Raw genomic sequence first — 18,488 nt, 5'->3', positions numbered from 1 at the left:
AGCAGGGGCGTGCCCGGGGCGGCGGGGGAGAGACGGTGCACAACCGCATCGCCCTGCTGCGGGTGGAGCGCGCCATCACCCGCAGGCAGCTCGCCGACGCCCTCGGTGTGCACTATCAGACGGTCGGCTACCTGGAGCGCGGCGAGTACAGCCCCAGCCTGTTCCTCGCCCTGCGGATCGCGGAGTACTTCGAGGTCCCGGTCGAGGTGATCTTCTCGACCGCTCCCTTCCCCCGGATCGGGGGCACCGCACCCCCGTCCTCGTGAACGTGTCGCGGCCGTGGGAGCGTCGACACTCCCACGGCCGCGCACGCCTGGCGGGGCGTCCCGTACTCAGTACGGGTGCGCCCGGTGCTCGGCCGTGAGCCTCTCCAGCACGGGGACGACGTCGGCGGGAGCCGGGGTGCCGACGACCTCCCGGCGCAGTCGTTCCGCGCGAGCGCGGAACGACGGTTCCTCCAGCACCCGCACCAGCGCGGCACGCAGCCCCTGAGGCGTCAGTTCCCGCGGGTCGATGCAGAGCCCGGCGCCCGCGTCCCGCACCCGGTGCGCCTTGGGGACGTTGCACCACATCTTCGCCGGCACCATCACCTGCGGGACACCGTGCGCCAGCGCGGTCTGGAGCGTCCCCGACCCCCCGTGGTGGACGATTGCCGCGCTGCCGGACAGCAGCGCGTCCAGCGGGGCGAAGTCGACGACCCGCACGTTGTCCGGCACGCGTCGGCCCGGTTCCAGCTGATCCGCGGTGAAGGTGGCGACCACCTCCACGTCGAGCTCCGCCACGGCGGCCAGTAGGTCACCCACGGATGTCCGGTCCGCCCCGACCACCTCGCGGAACGACCTGCCCAGGGTCAGACAGACCCGGGGCCGCCGCGGGGGCTCCCGCAGCCAATCGGGGATCTTCGCCTCTCCGTTGTACGGCACGTAACGCACCGGCACGGACGGCAGGCCCACGGGCAGCCGCAGCGATGGCGGCACGGGGTCTATGGTCCACTGGCCCACGACCAGGTCCTCGGTGAACGCCTGGCCGTGCCGCCGCAGGATCCGGCTCATCCACTCCTCGAGCGGGTCCTCCCGCAGTGCGGGCGGCAGTCCGGCCAGTCCGCTCAGGTAGTGCCGGCGCATCAGCCCCACCAGGTCCAGACCGAACATCAACCGGGCGTGGGCCGCCCCGCTGACCCGTGCCGCGAGAGCGCCGGGGTAGTACATGGTGTCCCACACCACCAGATCCGGCCGCCAGGCACGGGCGAAGTCGATCAGCTCCTCCGTGGTGTCGTCCGGCAGAGTGTTCTGGTAGACGAACGACGTCCACGCGGTGAGCACTCCGTGGACGTAGGAATAGGTCAGTTTCTCCGGCCGGGTCTCGCTGATGTCGAGAACGTCCAGCCAGGCTTCGTCACGGATCTCGTCGGGCTCGTCTGTGTACTCCGGGTTCATCGTGGCCGGAACGTCGAGGACGTCGCCGACCGCGACCGCGGTCAGGCCGGCGTTGTTGATGTCCTCGACGACGTCCGGCCGGGTGGCGACACGGACCTCGTGTCCCGCGGCCCGCATCGCCCACGCCAGCGGTACCTGGGTGTGGACGTGGGTGCTCGCCGGGAACGGCGTGAACAGCACTCGCATGGGACCCCACGCTGCCCCTGTTCCGTCGCGCCGCGCTCGAGGAATTCCGCAGCCTCGCACGAGCCCTCGTCGGAAGGCCTCCAGCGGACTTCGAAGCACACCGGCGAGTCTCGGCCTTCGGGTACCGGCCGGACGGGCGCCGGACCGAAGCGGGAGGGCAGCGATGGCGGAAGCCGGCACAGAGATTGATGTCCTGGTCGTGGGCGCGGGCCTGGGCGGACTCTCGACGACGATGTTCCTCGCCCGACTCGGTGTGCGGGTGCTCATGGCCGAGAAGCATCCGACGACGTCGATCCACCCCAGGGCGATCGGCCAGAATCCGCGCACCATGGAACTGCTGCGGCTCGGCGGGATCGCCGAGCAGGTGCAGGAGGTCACCGACCATCGCGGCGCCAAGGGCCACTTCACGACCCGGGTCGCCGAAACCGTGGGCGGCGAAGTCCTCGGCTCCTTCGAGGAGGGCTTCGAGCACCTGGTCGCCAGCACCGCGCCCTGCTCCCCGATGTCGTGGGCGCTGGCCTGGCAGGACCAGCTGGAGCCGCTGATGCGGGCCCGAGCGCTCAAGGACGGAGCACAGGTCAGGTTCGGCACCGCGTTGGTCTCCTACGAACAGGACGAGCTCGGCGTCACCGCGGTGCTGCGCGACCGGGAGAGCGGCGCGGAGAGCACTGTGCGGGCGCGCTACCTCGTCGCCGCCGACGGCGACCGCAGCCCCATCCGGGAAGGGCTCGGCATCGCCCGCCACGGCCACGGCTCGCTGTCCCACGTCGTGGGCATGATCTTCGAGGCCGATCTGAAGACGGTCCTTCCGCCGGACGCGTCCGGCCTCTACTACCTCCGCAACCCTCACTTCAGCGGCATCTTCATCGGTAGCGACCGTCCCGAACGGCACACCTTCCTGGTCGAATACGATCCCGAACGGGGCGAATCCGCCGACGACTTCACCCATGACCGCTGCGTCGAGCTGATCCGCGTCGGTTTGGACGCGCCCGACCTGGAACCCGAGGTGCTGGACATCCAGCGATGGGAGATGGCGGCCCGTATCGCCGAACGGTGGCGCGTCGGCCGGGTGTTCCTGGTCGGTGACTCCGCCAAGGTCGTGCCGCCCACCGGCGGACTCGGCGGCAACACCGCCATCGGCGACGGCTTCGACCTGGCCTGGAAGCTCTCCGCCGTACTGACCGGCCAGGCCGGGCCGGGTCTGCTGGACAGCTATGAGCCGGAACGCAGGCTCGTGGCACAGCTCGTGATGGACGAGTCCATGCATCTGTACGCCTCCCGGCTGGCCCCCCATCTGAAGGACCGGATGGCCGGGCCCGTCGGCTACGCGGAGGTGGTCCTCGGCTTCCGCTACCGCTCGGGCGCCGTCGTCATCGACGACGACGACACCTCCCGTGTCGAGCCCCCGGCCCGGCCCACCGGACGGCCGGGGTTCCGGATGCCGCACGTCTGGGTGCGGCGGGCGGGTGAACGCATGTCCACCGTGGACCTCTTCGGCTCCGGCTGGCTGCTGATCACCGGCGAGGACGGCGCGGACTGGACCGAGTGGAGCCTGAGCGCGAGCAAGGAGCTCGGCACTCCCATCGAGGTGCACGGTCTGGCCACCGATCTCAGCGACGTCGACGGCGACTTGGCCGAACGGTTCGGCATCGGCACGGCCGGAGCCAGCCTGATCCGGCCGGACGGGATCGTCGCCTGGCGCACCGCCACCCGACCGGACGACCCCGCCGCAAGCCTGCGCGACGCCCTGGCCCGGGTGCTGTCCCGCTGAACCGCCCGCCCGACGCGCAGAAGCCCGTACCACCGCGACGAAGGAGTGAATCCGCCATGGCGGCTCGCAACGCCCCGACCACGGTTGACGTCCTCACCGACGAGGCCCACCGGTACTACCGGGAGAACGGCTTCGTCCGGATTCCGCAGGTACTCTCCACCTCCGAGACGGAACGCTTCAGGGCGGCCTCCGAGGAACTGATGGCCCAGCACGGGCCTGAGATCTGGGGGGCCGGCGAGGACGAGGTGCAGGTGCACTTCGTCGCCCAGGCCTGGCTCAAGCACGAGGCGCTCCGCGACCTCGCGCTGCATCCGGTGGTCACCGGGATCGCCAAGCGCCTCGCCGGAGCCCCGCTGCGCGTCTACAGCACCGACGTCCTCCTCAAGCCGGGCCAGAAGGACCTGAACACGCTGCCCACGCTCGTGCACGACGACGAGACCGGCCTGCCGCTCGACGGCCTCGACCGGACTCTCACCGCGTGGGTCGCGCTGGTCGACGTACCCGTCGAGCGGGGCTGCCTCAGCTACGTGCCCGGCTCCCATCTGCGCGACGCGGCCCACCGGCAGACCCACATGACCAGCTTCGCGGAACACCGGCCCATCGAGGACATCTGGCCGGACTACGGCTGGCAGCCCCGGATCACCGTCCCGCTGAAGGCCGGCGATGTCGCCTTCCACCACTGCCGCACCGTCCACATGGCCGGCCCGAACCGGACCGACAGCCCCCGGATGGGGCACGGCATCGTCTACATGGACGCCGAAGCCACCTACCGGCCCGGGACCGAGGACGCCCACATCTCCCACATGGCGCCCGGTGACCGCCTCGACAACGAGAAGTTCCCCCTTGTCTAGAGCAGGCCGCGAAGAGGTGAGCGACATTCGAGGGACACGGAACCCCATGGAGATCAGCGAACTGGGCAGGCGGCTGCAGCGGGCGCACGGCGAGGTGTGGCTGCGCCAGATGAAGGGCGATCCGTACGCCGACGTGCTTCGCGGCCACGCGGAGGACCTGCACCCGGCCTACGAGCGGATCCGCGCGCTCGGCCCGCTGTGGCGCAGCGCCGGGGGTACGTGGGTGACGGCGGACCACGACCTCGCCGCGACGCTCCTGGGCGAGGCATGGCCGCACGGCCCGGTGTCCGGTGAGGCCGGCCAGGTACCGGTGGACGACGTGGGACTGGGCGGCGACGCCGCGTACTACGAGCGGCTGCGCGCATCGGCGGCGACCGCCTTCCCCCGATCCACGGTCAATGCGGTGTGCGAGCGGGCGGTCGGCGGCCTGGCCGGGAACTTCGACCTCGTCACCGGCCTCGCGGAGCGAGTTCCGGTGGACCTGCTCGCCGAGACCTTCGGGCCGCCCGCGCCGCACCACCGGGACCTGGCTGAAGCCTGCGCCGACGCCGGAGTCGTCCTCGACGGCTTGCTGTGCCCGCAGCGACTGGACGGCAGCCGACGTGCCCTGACCGCCGTCGGCCGACTGCGGACGCTCCTCGTGGCGCCGAACGGCGACGCGGCCCCCGACACGCGGGACGCGGCGGTGCTGCTGGCCACCGCGGGAGTACGCACCGCGACGCGGCTCGTCGCGAGCGCCGTGCTGGCGGTGGTGGACCACTCCGAACAGTGGTCACGAGTGGCCGACGACCCCGAGCACGCGGCCCTGGTCGTGACCGAGACCCTGAGGTACGACTCCCCGGTGCAGCTTCATCCGGCCCTCGCCCGTGCCGACGTCGAGTTCGCCGGGCAGCTCGTCTCGGCGGGTGAGCAGGTGGTGGTGCTGGTCGGAGCCGCGAACCGCGACCCCGGGCGCTTTCCCGACCCCGGCCGGTTCATCGCCGGCCGTCCGGCCGACGTCCTCGTCCCTGCCCGGTACCACCGGGTGACGCTGCCGTTCGCCCGCGCCCTGGCGGAATCCGTCGTCCGCGCGCTGGTGGCCGCCGGGCGGCGGCCGCGCCGGGCGGGACAACCGCTGCGCAGCCGCCGTTCGCCGGTGACCAGGCACCTGCTCAGCTGTCCGCTGGCCATCGGCTGACCGGTACCGACAGAAAGGAGTCCGGCGATGCGAGTCCTGTTCACCTCGATCGAGGGCAATCACTTCCACCAGATGGTCCCGTTGGCCTGGGCCCTGCGCACCGCGGGCCACGAGGTGCAGGCGGCGTGCAACGAACAGCTCGTCGACACCGTCACCCACACGGGCCTGACCGCCGTGCCGATCGAGTCCCCGACCCTGTGGGAACAGCTCGACGACTTCCAGAAGGAGGCCATCTCCCTCTTCAACGAGATCGGCACCAGCAAGCAGGACCCCTCCAAGGCGACCTGGGAGGACCATCTCGCCTACGAGAACATGGTGGTGCCCGCCCTCTACCAGCCGCTCAACAACGACGCGCAGATCGACCAACTGGTGGAGGTGGCCCGCGGCTGGCAGCCGGACCTGGTGATCTGGGAGAGCTTCTCGATCGCCGGGGCGGTGGTCGCCGCCGCGGTCGGCGCGGCTCACGCGCGCCTGGTGTCCGGCCCCGAACTGGCTCTTCAGATGGTCACCCGCGGACACTTCGTACGCCACCGCGACCAGCAACCCGAGCCGCTGCGGGAGGACCCGACGGCCGAGTGGATCGACTGGACGCTCGAACGGCTCGGCAGCGACCGGCGGTTCGACGAGACGATGCTGACGGGCCAGTGGGTCATCGACACCCGGCCCGGTAGCCTGCGCCAGGAGCTCGACCTGCCCACGGTGGCGATGCGCTACGTTCCGTACAACGGGCGCTGCGCGGTGCCGAGGTGGCTCTACGCCCCGGCCGAGCGCCGACGGGTGTGCGTCACCCTCGGCACCTCCATCACCAGCGAGGCCTCCGAGCGGTTCCGGCTGGGCGACACCCTCGCCGCCCTCTTCCAGAGCCTGGCCGGACTGGACGTCGAGATCATCGCCGCCCTCGACCCGGCGCAGCGCGATGCCCTGCCGGAACTGCCGGACAACATCCGCACCACCGACTTCGTCCCGCTCAACGAACTGGCCCCCTCGTGCTCGGTGATCGTGCACCACGCCGGCTACCAGACGAAGGCGACGGCGGACCTGCACGGCGTGCCCCAGGTCGTCATCGTCGGCTACGAGTGGGTGAGCGAGGACATGGGGGAGGAGTACGAGAAGTCGGGCACCACCTTGGCCGTCTCCGCCCGTGACCTGAGCGCCGAGGTGTTGCGGGAGAAGATCCTCCGACTGCTCGACGAGCCCTCGTACGCCGAGCGGGCCAGGGACCTGCGCAAGGAGATCCGTGCCATGCCGACGCCCAACGAGGTCGTGCCGGTCCTGGAGAAGCTGACCGGGGAGCACCGGAACGGCACGTGACCGGGCCCGGCGGCGGGGCACGGTGAACCAGTGTTCTTCGTGCTCTCCTCGAGACCGGTGCGGCAGCGTCGTCGGCATGTCGAATCCGTGGGATCTCCCAGACGAACTGCCCACCGACCTCCCTGTGGCACGTTGCGAACTGTCCGACGGCCGAGTGGTGTCCGCGGTGCAGGAAGCGGAAGCACACACTCTCTGGGAGGAGATCAGCAGCGCCGCCCCCTACCGCAGGGCCGCGGAGGGGCTTGGCGCCGACGAGGCCATCATCGACGTCGGCGCGCACGTCGGGCTGGCGTCCCTGCTCTTCGCCCAACTCGCGCCCGACAACCGCCTGCTCGCCTTCGAGCCGGCCCACAAGGCCTACACCTGCCTCGTCGAGAACCTCGCCCGCCACCTCCCGGGAGCGACCGCGTACCGGCAGGCGCTCGGATCCGCGCCGGGCAAGTCCGAACTGATCTACCGCCCCTACGTGGCCTCGGCTTCGACCCTGTTCGACGACGCCGAGGACGACACCCGCAACCTCGAAGCGCACCTCGACAACATCCACGCGGACGCACAGACGCGAGAGGTTGTGCGGCGGACGTTCAACGTGACCCAGCGGATTCCGGTCGAGGTGACCACGCTGGCCGCCGTCATGGCGGAGCGCGGCGTGGACCGTGTGGGCCTGCTCAAGATCGATGTGGAACGGGGTGAACTCGACGTCCTCGACGGCATCGATCCCGGCTGCTGGCCCCGCATCCGGCGGGTCCTGCTCGAGGTCCACGACATCGACGACCGGCTCGGGCGGATCGTCTCGAGACTGGCCGGCCTCGGCTTCAGGGCCACCGTCTCCCAGTGGGGCGTCTACGTCGGGGGCAGTGTCCACCTGGTGCTCGCGGAACGGGACTGACACGTCGAGGAGGACGGACCGATGAACGACGGCGCCCGGCGGCCGTCCGGCACCGAGGCCCCGGAGCGGCATGCCCTCGCCCCCGATCTCGCGCGGGGCCTCATGCTGCTGATCGTCGCCCTGGTGCACGCCCACATGTTCGTGGATGGGAGCGCCGCGGTGATCCGGGGGTACCCGCCGGTCGCCGGCTCGCCGCTCGACGCGTGGACGGCGGGGCTGCTCACCGTCCTCGCCGACAGCCGCAGCTTCCCCATGTTCGCCCTGCTGTTCGGCTACGGCACGGGCCGGATCCTCGCCCGCGAGCGGGCACGGGGACGGGACGAGCCCGGAGCCCGTGCCGTGCTGCGGCGGCGTGCCCGATGGCTGCTGCTGTTCGGGTTCGTCCACGCACTGCTGCTGTTCGCCGGGGACGTACTGGGCGCGTACGGGCTGCTCGGGCTGGTCGCGGTCGGCCTGACCGGCGTCCGTGACCGCACCCTGTACACGGTGGCGGGCACCGGCGTCGTCATGGGAGCGGCGCTGTACGGCGGCACCCTGGCAGCGAACGCCTCCGGCGACCCGGCCGGTACCGCGGCGGCGATGTTCCTGGCCGCCGACCCCGCCACCGACGCCGCGTACCGAGTCGGCACCTGGATGTTCACCACACCGCTGTTCGCCGTCGTATCGCTCGGCCCGTTCCTGATCGGTGCGCGCGTCGCCCGGCAGCGCGTCCTGGAGGAGCCGGGCCGCCACAGGGCCATGCTGAGGCGGGTGGCGCTGTGGGGCACGGCCCTCAGCGTCGTCGGCGGTCTCCCCCTGGCGATGATCACCTCCGGGACGTGGACCACCGCGCCCTCGGACGTGACCTTGGGGCTCAGCGTGCTGCACGTCCTGACGGGGTACGCGGGCGGCTGCGGACTCGCCGCGGCGGTCGCTCTGCTCGCACTGCGCCTGGAGGGCCGGCGAAGCGGGACCGTGAGCGCGGTCGCCGCGTGCGGCCGGCGGTCGTTGAGCTGCTACGTGGGGCAGTCGGTCGTCTGGCTGGTGCTGTTCGCCCCGTACACCTTCGGGTTCGGTGACCGCGTCGGTGTCTTCGCCTCGGCACTTGTCGCCCTCGGCACCTGGTGCGTTGGCGTACTGGCCGCGGAACTGCTGCGCCGGAGGAACAGACCCGGGCCCGCCGAAGCGCTGCTGCGCAAGGCGACCCGTCGGGCCGGGAAACCGCCCGGCGTGCGCGGGGAGGAGCGGAGCAGCGCCGCGGACGCCTCCAGGCCGCCGCGGCGCTGACCCGCTCGTTTCGGCACGGCGCCGCGGCTCACCCGAGCCGCTGCGCCGGTCGCGGCGACGCCGGTGCCGGAGTGGCCGCACGGCGGACGAGCGGCTGCCACCAGGCACGGTTGTCGCGGTACCACTGGATGGTCTCGGCGAATCCCCGCTCGAACGGGATGTCCGGCTCGAAGCCGAGTTCCTCCCTGATCCGCTCGGCGTTCAAGGCGTACCGGCGGTCGTGACCCTTGCGGTCGGCGACCTGGTCCACCCGGTCCCAGCCGGCGCCGAATTCGGCCAGCACCATCCGGGTCAGGTCCCGGTTGGCCAGCTCCCTCCCGCCGGCGATGTTGTACGTGGCGCCCGCCCTGCCGGACTCCAGCACCAGCTGCACCGCCCGGCAGTGGTCGTCGACGTGCAGCCACTCCCGTACGTGCAGCCCGTCGCCGTACAACGGGACCTTCCTGCCCTCCAGCAGGTTGGTGACGAAGAGCGGAATGACCTTCTCGGGGAACTGGTGAGGCCCGTAGTTGTTGGCGCAGCGAGTGATCGACGTCCACAGCCCATGGGTGCGGTGGAAGGACCGGACGAGCAGGTCGCTCGCCGCCTTGGAGGCCGCGTAGGGGGAGTTGGGCTCCAGCGGGGACCGCTCCGAGAACGCCCCCTCGTCCGTCGACCCGTAGACCTCGTCCGTCGAAATGTGCACGAACCGGTTGACCCCCGTGCGGACGCAGCAGTCCAGCAGGGTGTGGGTGCCCGTGACATTGGTGGTGACGAAGGGAGCGGAGCCGGCGATGGAGCGGTCGACATGGGACTCCGCCGCGAAGTGGACCACGGCGTCATGTCCCGGCAGCAGGTCCGTCAGCAGCCCGCGATCGCAGATGTCGCCCCGCACGAACGTCAGCCTCGGATGGGTACGCGGCAGATTGGTGAGCGTGCCCGCGTAGGTGAGTTTGTCGAGGACGGTCACCCGCGCGTCCTCGTAACCGCGGTAGCGGCCGGCGAGCAGGCTCCGCACATAGTGGGAACCGATGAAACCGGCGCCACCGGTGATCAGCAACCTCATGAAGGACGCCCCTTCGGACACCTCGAAGGGGAGGTCAACGGGCCACGCTCGCCGTGACGTAGCGCACCGGCGTCTCGATCGACAGGGGCCCGCCGTCCTCACGCATGTCGTCCAGCGCCTTGGTGAGCCGGACCCGCAGCCGCTCCCGGTCGTCGTCGGGCAGGTGATCCCACAGCAGGCGCATGCCCTGGGTGTGGGACCACGTCACCCAGGCCTCACCGGAAGGCGCCACGAGGTCGACCGGTTCGTCGGTGACCTCCACATCCCGGAACCCCGCGGACTCCAGGGCCTGGCGCAGGTCGGCCTCCTTCGCCAGCCAACTGTTGAACCGGCGCTGGAGTTCCTCCGGCCGCCATTGCGGAGGCAGATTCTCCAGCAGCGACCGCGGGATGAGCTCGGTGAAGACCGGCGGGAGGAACGGAAACGCGTCGTCGTCGAAGACCGGACTGGTGAAGGCGATGCGCCCGCCGTCGGAGAGCAGGTCGGCGTAGCGCGGCAGGGCGGCCCGCGCGTCCGGGAAGAAGATGAGGCTGTAGCTGCCGGTGACGACGTCGAAGGAGCCGGCCGGCAGGTCCGGGAACTCCCCGTCCATCACCCGGAGCTCGACGTTGCGGACCCCGTCGGACTCCGCCTCCCTGCGCGCCTCCTCGATCATGGCCGGTGCGATGTCGATGCCGAGTACGTGGCCCCGGTCGCCGACGAGCGACGCGGCGTGGAACAGACACGCCCCCCGGCCGCAGCCCACGTCCAGCACACGGTCCCCGGGTTTCGGGTCCGCTCGTTCGACAAGGCGTCGCCCCATGGGGGTGAAGAAGGTGACTCCCAAACGGTCGTAGGCCCCCGCGGCCCGGTTGAACGCCGCTGTGACATGGGCCTTGTACGTTGTTTCGTCCACGTGCGCTCCCAAGGAATCCGCCGGACTGCGAAAGGATGACGAGAGGCCATCGTCCGACTGTGTCCTTCGAAAGCACTCGAAAGCAGATGGAGCGCGACTGGATGGTTTACTCGTCAACCGAGACCAACCGAGACCAACCAACCGAGACCAACCGAGCACTTTTCCGGTCGTGTTTACACGTCTTGGGCAGTGGAATAGTGTGATCCGATGACTTCCGCAGAGGCCATGAGTCAGCGGCCGGAGGCCGACAGCCATGATGTGATCAGGGTCCGGGGCGCGAGAGAGAACAACCTCGCAGATGTTTCCCTCGATATCCCCAAACGGCGCCTCACCGTCTTCACCGGCGTTTCCGGTTCCGGGAAGTCGTCGCTGGTTTTCGGCACGATCGCCGCGGAGTCCCGCCGCCTGATCAACGAGACCTACACGGCGTTCATTCAGTCGTTCATGCCGAATTTCGGCCGGCCCGACGTCGACGCCCTGCGCAATCTGAGCGCGGCGATCGTCCTCGACCAGGAACGGATGGGCGCCAACTCCCGCTCCACCGTCGGCACCGCCACCGACGCGCACACCATGCTGCGGATCCTGTTCAGCCGATCAGGGACCCCCCACATCGGTACGTCGGGAGCGTTCAGCTTCAACGGACCCGAGGGAATGTGTCCCGAATGCCAGGGGATCGGCCGGGTCTCCACGCTGGATGCCGGTGAGCTGGTGGACGTCGAACGCTCCCTCAACGAGGGCGCGATCACCGTGCCGAACTTCAACGTCGGTTCCTGGTACTGGAAGTCGATCGCCCACTCCGGCTTCTTCGACCCCGACGTCAAGGTGAAGGACTACAGCCCCACCGAGCGGGACGACCTGCTGCACAGGACCGCCACCAAGGTCAAGCTCCTGCACAGCGGCACCGGCACCACGTACGAGGGCCTCATGGTCAAGGTGCGCCGCCTCTACCTGGCCAAGGACCGCGACGCCTTGCAGCCTCACATCCGCGCCTTCGTGGACCGGGCGGTGACCTTCGCCCGCTGCGAGGCGTGCGGCGGAGGCAGGCTGAACGCCGCCGCGCTGTCCTGCCGGATCAACGGACTCAACATAGCCGAGTGCTGCGCCCTGCAGATCAGCGAACTGGCCCAGTTCGTCCGGGGCATCGACGCCCCCTCGGTGGCCCCCCTGCTGACAAGCCTCAGCGAACTGCTCGACTCCCTGGTGGAGATCGGTCTCGGCTATCTGAGCCTGGACCGGGAGTCGGGCACTCTGTCCGGTGGGGAGGCCCAGCGGGTGAGGATGGTGCGGCACCTGGGGTCGAGCCTCACCGACGTCACCTACGTCTTCGACGAGCCCACCGTCGGACTGCACCCGCACGACATCCAGCGCATGAACTCCGTCCTGCTCCGGCTGCGCGACAAGGGGAACACCGTCCTCGTCGTGGAACACAAACCGGAGACGATCCGGATCGCCGACCACGTGGTCGACCTGGGCCCGGGCGCGGGACCGTCCGGCGGCGAGGTCTGCTTCACCGGTGACGTCACGGAGCTCCGTCGCTCCGGCACGCTCACCGGGAGGTACCTGGACCACCGGGTACGGACCAAGGAGCACGTGCGGCAGCCTACGGGGCACCTTCCCGTCACAGGCGCCACGCTGCACAACCTCAAGGACGTCAGCGTCGAGATCCCCCTCGGTGTGCTGACCGTCGTCACCGGCGTCGCCGGATCGGGCAAGAGCTCACTGATCCATGGCTCGCTGTCCGGCCGGGACGGTGTGATCGTGGTCGACCAGTCCGCGATCCGCGGGTCCCGGCGCAGCAACGCGGCCACGTACACCGGCATGCTCGACCCGATCCGTGCCGCCTTCGCCCAGGCCAACGGCGTCAAGCCGGCCCTGTTCAGCCCGAACTCCGAGGGAGCCTGCCGGAACTGCCGGGGCATCGGGCTGGTCTACACGGACCTCGCCATGATGGCGGGGGTCGCCACGCTCTGCGAGGAGTGCGAGGGCAAGCGGTTCATCGCCAAGGTGCTGACCTACACGTTACGGGGCAAGAACATCAGCGAGGTGCTCGGCCTGACGGTGAACGAGGCCCGGGACTTCTTCACCACTGGCCGGGCCCGGGCCATCATCGACCGGCTCGCGGACGTCGGTCTCGGATACATGGGCCTCGGCCAGCCCCTCACCACACTGTCCGGCGGCGAACGCCAGCGCCTGAAACTGGCCATCCACATGGCTGAGAAGGCCGCCGTCTATGTCCTGGACGAGCCGACGAGCGGACTGCACCTCGCCGACGTGGACCAACTGCTGAACCTGCTCGACCGGCTGGTGGGCGCCGGCAACACGGTGATCGCCATCGAGCACCACCAGGCCGTGATGGCTCGCGCCGACTGGATCATCGACCTCGGACCGGGCGCGGGCCATGACGGCGGCCGGGTCGTGTTCACCGGCACCCCGGCCGAACTCGTCTCCCGCGGCGACACTCTCACCGCCCGGCATCTGCGCGAGTACGTGGGCATGCCGGACGCCAGTACGGCGCCCGGGCCGTCCAGCCGTCGTTGAGGCGCGTGCGAGACGCCGGGACCATCATGGTCATGGAACGCAGACCAGAAAACACGGCTTTGAATCGGAGTCTGTTATGGCTTCCACCATGCAGTCGCGGAAACTCTCCGTCGAGGGCGCCATCGAATTCACCCCACGGGTGTTCGACGACGAGCGTGGCATTTTCCTGTCGCCCTACCAGGAGTCGGCGTTCTCGGGCGTCACCGGACATGCGCTGTTCCGTGTCGCCCAGACCAATCACAGCCGGTCACAGCGGGGTGTGGTGCGCGGACTGCATTACACCTTGACGCCACCCGGTTGCGGCAAGTATGTGTACTGTGCGCGCGGAAAGACGCTCGACATCGCGGTGGATATCCGGGTCGGGTCGCCGACCTTCGGCCGCTCGGATTCCGTACTCCTGGACACCGAGACATTTCGCGCCGTGTATTTCCCGGTCGGCGTGGCCCATGGATTCGTCGCGCTCGAGGACGACACCGTCGTCTCCTATCTGCTGTCCGGGGAGTACGTGCCGGAGCACGAGCTGGCGCTGTCGATTCTCGATCCGGAACTGGCCCTGCCCATCCCCGGTGACATCGAGCCGATCCTGTCCGAGCGCGACCTCGCGGCGCCCACCCTGGAGAAGGCGGCGTCGGACGGCCTGCTGCCCGACTACGCGGAGTGCCTGGCGATCGACCGAGCCCTGCGGTCCGCCTGACCCCCGGCGGTTCGCCCGACCCCCCGGCGGTCACGACGAGTGGTGGCGGCCCACCGGAGGACCGGTGGACCGCCACCACTCGTCTGAAGCCGGCCGCCCCACGGGCTCATCCGGGCCGCGGGGCCAGCAGGCTGTGCAGACAGGTGACCAGGCTGCGGGCCTGGACGTTGAGGTAGTGGCTGTGTCGGAGCAGGCTGCTGAGCTGGTGCAGCGTCACCCAGCGGTACTCCGGTTCCTCCGGGAGGCCGGACTCGCCGTCGGCCTCGACGACGAGGTAGCGGTTGAGGGCGTGGTGGAAACGACCGCCCTCTTCGGACAACAGGCTGGTGAACCTGATCCGTTCCGGCCGGGCTGACAGCACATGGTCCAGGAAGCGGGGCCGGGCCGGTCCGGGCAGCACCTCGTAGCTCTCCGGGACGCACTGGACGGTGGGGGAGAGCTCGACTCCGTCCACGTAGCCGGGCTCGACGCCGGCTCGCATCAGGACGTGGAGCGCGCCGTCGATCTCCTTCACCAGGACGGCGATCAGACCGGTCCCGTGCGGCTCGATCATGGGCTGGGACCACCCGGCGACCTCGCGCGTGCCGGCCGAGACCTCCACCCCGATCACCGAGAAGAAGCGTCCGCTGGTGTGGGAGATCCGCTCCGGCGAACTGTCCCACCCACTCAGATCTCCCAGTGGCACTGGGCGGGTGGTGAGGGCGCCCTGGGCGCGGTGCTCGGTGATCCAGCTCAGGAGCTCGGTCATGCTGTGCGCAGTGCCCGAATTCCCGGCGCACGAGCGGACGAGTGCGTCCCGGAAGCCGTCGCCGGTGTTCAGGGCACCTTCGAGAGTGCCGCCGGCCAGGGGGAGGCAGGACAGCGCCGTGCGGGTGTCCATGTTGACGATGTCCTCGACCGCCAGCAGACGGTGGATCTGACCGAGCGTCATCCAGCGGAAGCCCTCCTCGACGACGATCTCGTCGGTGACTTCGAGGACGGTGTTCCGGTTGCGCTTGCGGAAGAACCAGGCGCCTTGTTCCGACTGGAGCACATCGGCTATGACCTTGTGCCGGGCCCTCTCCTGGAAGTATTTCAAATAGGGGACCGCACGCCCTTTGTGCAGCCGCAGGTAGTTGCTGCGCGTGGCCTGCACAGTGGGGGAGAGCTGCAGATGGTTCCTGTTCCCCGGTTCGACCTTGGCCTGCATGAGGAAGTGCAGCACCCCGCCGAACTCCTTGGCCAGCAGACCGAGAACACCGACCTCGGGTTGATGGATGATCGGCTGCTGCCAGTGGGGCACCGGACCGGAGGGAAAGCGGACGTCCAGTCCGTCGACGGAGAAGAAGCCGCCGCTGCGATGCCGCAGCGCTCCCGTGCGCGGGTCCCGTCCCCAGTCCCGCAGGCTGTCGAGCTCCACACGGCCGACGCGGAGACCGGATCGCTCGCGGGCGGCGGCGAACCACGAGGCGAACGAGTCCGGCTGATGGACCCTGCTTTCCTCGGTGAGGGCAGACCTCAGGAGCCGGTCCGTAAGTCGCCGGGAAACGGGTGGGGACGGTGGTGACGGGGCAAATCGATTCACCAGAGTTCCTTTGCGCCGGAAGGACAAAGCCGTGCTGGGTACTCAGCGGTCTTCCGCGTCAGCGGTGTCGAGAAGGGCGGACGCGCCGGTGACCTCGTGCGTTCCGGTGGAGGCGGGCCGTCGACCGCGCGCACGGCCCCAGTACAGTGCGGGCAGGCAGCAACGACCTCGAATTTCCCTGAATCCCTCTTTCCCCGAATTCCTCAGCGGTGGCGCGGTCACCATTCCGCTCCGCGGCGGACCAGGTCGCCGTGGCACACGCGCTGGAGCGGCCATGAGGCGCGCTAGGCGGAATGCATGCGTCCAGATGGAGTCTGGAGACGGGTTCGACCATTCCTCGAGGACGAGCTCGGATGGTACGTGCATGACGACCCCCATGCGATGGTGTCCCGTCGGGCGCAGTCGCCGTCATACGACAGCGGAGCGTGAAGCGATGGGACGCCACAGTTGGTCCGCCCGGGGTGACCGCCCGGAGAGTGCACTTTCCGCCACGTCGAACCGCTCACCCTCACCAGCCGGCTCAGCGGCGGCGTCGGGCGCCGCCCGGCCGAGACGCGCGCCCGCGAAGTCACATCCGCCCGCACGCCGTCCGACACCGCCTGTGTCCGTGCCCGGCTACGAGCTCCGGTCGCGCTGAACATCACCGGAAGATTTCCGTGAGCGGTTGATTCAAAATCGTAGCTCTACGCCTTGCACGATTATCCAGGGACGGCGACTGTCTCCAACGCGAGACCTCCTGACCAGGGGCCGCGGAACATGGCGTGAAATGTACATCGGACGAGGATGAGTGAACCTTGTCCTGTCGAAGTGGAAGGGTTAATCTAGTCTAAAGGGAGAGGCAAACTCTTGCAAAGGCGCTACGTCATTGACGGGGGACATGAAATGGACTTCCGTATGCTTGGGCCATTAGAAATACTCGATGGTCAGCACAATGTTGTACCCACCGCACCCAAGCCGCGTCAGGTAATTGCCCTTCTGCTGATGCGGAGAAACACCCTGGTGCAGACGTCGGAACTCATTGATGAGCTGTGGGAGAGCGCCCCTCCCACGAGTGCGATGACGACGCTCCAGACGTACATCTACAAGCTCCGCAAAATCCTGACGGCGCGTAATTCGGAGGAAATCCTCTTCACCCGGCCCGGGGGATACACGCTGGCCATCCCCGACGTCTGTACCGACCTCCACCGATTCGAAGTGGAAGCCGAAGAAGGCAAATTGTTGCTGCGGAACGGGGACCCGGCGGGAGCGGCCGAGGTGCTCCAGAGGTCCCTGGCGCTCTGGCGGGGCTCCGCGCTGGTCGATGTCGTGCCCGGTGGCCTGCTGTCCTCCTACGTGACGCGGCTGGAAGAGCTCCGGGAACGCACCCTCGACCTGCGGATCGAGGCCGATCTCCAACTGGGGCGCCACCAGGAACTGATCAGCGAGCTGAAGTCGCTCGTGCTCAGCCGCCCCCTGCACGAGAACGTGCACGCCTCGCTCATGATCGCGCTCCACCGCTCCGGCCGGCGACACGAGGCGCTGGAGGTCTACCAGGTGCTGCGGCGAAGCATGATCGACAACCTCGGTCTCGAGCCGGGGCAGGAGCTCCGGACGCTCCACCAGGCCCTGCTGTCGGAGGCCACCGTCGGGGCACCGTACGAGCAACGCCGACGGCCCGTCCTGATCGAGCCCCGCCGGAGCGCCGCCGCACGTTCCGTGACCGAGGAGACGGCCGCGACCGCGGGGACCGCCGCGGCCCCGGTGCCCCGCCCCGCCGCCCCGCACGCTCCAGTCCCCGCACAACTCCCCGCCGACCTCACCGATTTCACCGGCCGCGAGTCGTTCGTCCAGCAGGCCCTCACCGTCATGGCCCGGAACGAGCAGAGCGCCCACCCCCGCACCGCGACCGCCGTCGCGGTCATCAGCGGTATGCCCGGAGTGGGGAAGACCGCGCTCGCGGTCCACATGTCCCACACCGTCCGACCGCTCTTCGAGGACGGACAGCTCTACGCGGATCTGTGCGCTTCCATGGGTACGGGCCGGGACCCCGCGGAAGTGCTCCATGGATTCCTGCGCGTTCTGGGGATCGCGGAATCCGAGATCCCCACCGACCTGGAGGAACGATCGAAGCTGTTCCGATCCACCACGGTCGGCCGGCGGCTGCTGATACTGCTGGACGACGCGTCGTCGCTGGCCGACGTGCGCCCGTTGCTCCCCGGCGATCCGCACTGCGCCGTCGTCATCACCAGCCGCAGGCGCTTGCACGGTCTGGGCGGTGCCTGGAACATCAACCTCGACTCCATGGACACCACGGAGGGCAGCGAATTGCTCTCCCGCATCATAGGAACCGCCCGGGTCGAGCGGGAGAGTCGCGCCGCCCGTCAACTGGTCGCGACCGTCGGTGGTCTCCCCCTGGCAGTGCGATGCCTGGGGGGCCGCCTCAGCGGCAGCCCGGGACTCACCCTGTCGAGCCTGGTCCAGCAACTGGCCTGTTCCGAGAAGCTGCTGGACGAGCTGCGCCTGGGAGAACTCGACGTACGGTCCCGGTACGACTTCAGCTATGAGGGGCTCGGCCGTGTGGAGCGGAGCGTCTTCCGGCTGCTGAGCATCCTCCCTCGGGAGCAGTTCACCGCGGAGTCCGTCGTCGAACTCCTCGGCAGCGACAGCCGTACCGTGGAGCGCCTGCTCCAGAGCTTCGTCGACAGTCACCTGATCGACATAGTGCGGTGGGAGAATGACTCGGCCCACTACGCGTTCCCCGGACTGACCCGGGTGTATGCCCGTGAGCGGCTGCTGGACACCCTCTCGCGTGACGAACTGTGGCACGAGAGGGGAGGAGCGCCGGTGGGGGAACCGGTGGGTGTCACGCCTCCGGGAAGGTGAGAGCCA

Annotated in this window: 14 protein-coding genes; 10 read left to right on the top strand and 4 right to left on the bottom strand. The window is 69.4% G+C overall.

Features of this window, described 5'->3' with window-relative positions:
- Positions 1-35 precede the first annotated feature (35 nt).
- Positions 36-266, top strand: a complete 231-nt coding sequence (locus tag RI578_RS12365) for a helix-turn-helix transcriptional regulator (RefSeq protein WP_310875747.1) — start codon at positions 36-38, stop codon at positions 264-266.
- 66 nt (positions 267-332) lie between these two features.
- Here RI578_RS12365 and RI578_RS12360 read toward each other — a convergent pair whose 3' ends face one another.
- Positions 333-1,622, bottom strand: a complete 1,290-nt coding sequence (locus RI578_RS12360; protein WP_310871135.1) for an activator-dependent family glycosyltransferase — start codon at positions 1,620-1,622, stop codon at positions 333-335.
- Positions 1,623-1,785: 163 nt separating this feature from the next.
- Here RI578_RS12360 and rdmE point away from each other — a divergent pair, with 163 nt between their 5' ends.
- The 6 genes from rdmE to RI578_RS12330 all read left to right on the top strand — a co-directional run bounded on the left by rdmE (position 1,786) and on the right by RI578_RS12330 (position 8,884).
- A complete protein-coding gene (rdmE, locus tag RI578_RS12355) occupies positions 1,786-3,393 on the top strand; it encodes an aklavinone 12-hydroxylase RdmE (RefSeq protein WP_310871134.1) in 1,608 nt (535 codons plus the stop codon).
- A 56-nt stretch (positions 3,394-3,449) separates the two neighbouring features.
- Positions 3,450-4,244: a phytanoyl-CoA dioxygenase family protein gene (locus tag RI578_RS12350; protein WP_310871133.1), complete on the top strand. Its 795-nt coding sequence runs from the start codon at positions 3,450-3,452 to the stop codon at positions 4,242-4,244.
- A gap of 46 nt (positions 4,245-4,290) precedes the next feature.
- Positions 4,291-5,421, top strand: coding sequence for a P450-derived glycosyltransferase activator (locus RI578_RS12345; RefSeq protein ID WP_310871132.1), 1,131 nt, complete (start codon positions 4,291-4,293; stop codon positions 5,419-5,421).
- Between the two features lie 27 nt (positions 5,422-5,448).
- Positions 5,449-6,732: an activator-dependent family glycosyltransferase gene (locus tag RI578_RS12340; protein ID WP_310871131.1), complete on the top strand. Its 1,284-nt coding sequence runs from the start codon at positions 5,449-5,451 to the stop codon at positions 6,730-6,732.
- Between the two features lie 76 nt (positions 6,733-6,808).
- On the top strand, positions 6,809-7,618 hold the full coding sequence (locus RI578_RS12335; RefSeq protein WP_310871130.1) for an FkbM family methyltransferase: 810 nt from the start codon (positions 6,809-6,811) through the stop codon (positions 7,616-7,618).
- A gap of 21 nt (positions 7,619-7,639) precedes the next feature.
- A complete protein-coding gene (locus RI578_RS12330; RefSeq protein WP_310871129.1) occupies positions 7,640-8,884 on the top strand; it encodes a DUF418 domain-containing protein in 1,245 nt (414 codons plus the stop codon).
- Between the two features lie 28 nt (positions 8,885-8,912).
- Here RI578_RS12330 and rfbB read toward each other — a convergent pair whose 3' ends face one another.
- Positions 8,913-9,929: a dTDP-glucose 4,6-dehydratase gene (gene rfbB / locus RI578_RS12325; protein WP_310871128.1), complete on the bottom strand. Its 1,017-nt coding sequence runs from the start codon at positions 9,927-9,929 to the stop codon at positions 8,913-8,915.
- A gap of 34 nt (positions 9,930-9,963) precedes the next feature.
- Positions 9,964-10,824: a methyltransferase domain-containing protein gene (locus RI578_RS12320; protein WP_310871127.1), complete on the bottom strand. Its 861-nt coding sequence runs from the start codon at positions 10,822-10,824 to the stop codon at positions 9,964-9,966.
- 207 nt (positions 10,825-11,031) lie between these two features.
- Here RI578_RS12320 and RI578_RS12315 point away from each other — a divergent pair, with 207 nt between their 5' ends.
- Positions 11,032-13,362 (top strand): excinuclease ABC subunit UvrA, encoded by a 2,331-nt coding sequence (locus RI578_RS12315; RefSeq protein WP_310871126.1) that lies wholly within the window; start codon positions 11,032-11,034, stop codon positions 13,360-13,362.
- A gap of 76 nt (positions 13,363-13,438) precedes the next feature.
- Positions 13,439-14,056 (top strand): dTDP-4-dehydrorhamnose 3,5-epimerase, encoded by a 618-nt coding sequence (locus RI578_RS12310; RefSeq protein WP_310871125.1) that lies wholly within the window; start codon positions 13,439-13,441, stop codon positions 14,054-14,056.
- Between the two features lie 106 nt (positions 14,057-14,162).
- On the opposite strand, the gene RI578_RS12305 is transcribed toward RI578_RS12310, so the two are convergent.
- A complete protein-coding gene (locus RI578_RS12305; protein ID WP_399063079.1) occupies positions 14,163-15,623 on the bottom strand; it encodes an NDP-hexose 2,3-dehydratase family protein in 1,461 nt (486 codons plus the stop codon).
- Between the two features lie 879 nt (positions 15,624-16,502).
- Between RI578_RS12305 and RI578_RS12300 the strand changes: the two genes are divergently transcribed.
- Positions 16,503-18,482, top strand: a complete 1,980-nt coding sequence (locus tag RI578_RS12300) for a BTAD domain-containing putative transcriptional regulator (protein ID WP_310871123.1) — start codon at positions 16,503-16,505, stop codon at positions 18,480-18,482.
- Positions 18,483-18,488 lie beyond the last annotated feature (6 nt).

Origin of the sequence: Streptomyces sp. BB1-1-1 (assembly GCF_031597775.1) — a bacterium.
Classification (GTDB): Bacteria; Actinomycetota; Actinomycetes; order Streptomycetales; family Streptomycetaceae; genus Streptomyces; species Streptomyces thinghirensis.
Note: the sequence above shows the minus strand (reverse complement) of the source record. Positions and strands in the feature narration are given on the sequence as shown.

Bases quoted from the DNA above. Each gene is read 5' to 3' on its own strand.
- RI578_RS12360 (WP_310871135.1), bottom strand. From the start codon at position 1,622: ATGCGAGTGCTGTTCACGCCGTTCCCGGCGAGCACCCACGTCCACACC.
- rdmE (WP_310871134.1), top strand. From the start codon at position 1,786: ATGGCGGAAGCCGGCACAGAGATTGATGTCCTGGTCGTGGGCGCGGGC.
- RI578_RS12350 (WP_310871133.1), top strand. From the start codon at position 3,450: ATGGCGGCTCGCAACGCCCCGACCACGGTTGACGTCCTCACCGACGAG.
- RI578_RS12345 (WP_310871132.1), top strand. From the start codon at position 4,291: ATGGAGATCAGCGAACTGGGCAGGCGGCTGCAGCGGGCGCACGGCGAG.
- RI578_RS12340 (WP_310871131.1), top strand. From the start codon at position 5,449: ATGCGAGTCCTGTTCACCTCGATCGAGGGCAATCACTTCCACCAGATG.
- RI578_RS12335 (WP_310871130.1), top strand. From the start codon at position 6,809: ATGTCGAATCCGTGGGATCTCCCAGACGAACTGCCCACCGACCTCCCT.
- RI578_RS12330 (WP_310871129.1), top strand. From the start codon at position 7,640: ATGAACGACGGCGCCCGGCGGCCGTCCGGCACCGAGGCCCCGGAGCGG.
- rfbB (WP_310871128.1), bottom strand. From the start codon at position 9,929: ATGAGGTTGCTGATCACCGGTGGCGCCGGTTTCATCGGTTCCCACTAT.
- RI578_RS12315 (WP_310871126.1), top strand. From the start codon at position 11,032: ATGACTTCCGCAGAGGCCATGAGTCAGCGGCCGGAGGCCGACAGCCAT.
- RI578_RS12310 (WP_310871125.1), top strand. From the start codon at position 13,439: ATGGCTTCCACCATGCAGTCGCGGAAACTCTCCGTCGAGGGCGCCATC.
- RI578_RS12300 (WP_310871123.1), top strand. From the start codon at position 16,503: ATGGACTTCCGTATGCTTGGGCCATTAGAAATACTCGATGGTCAGCAC.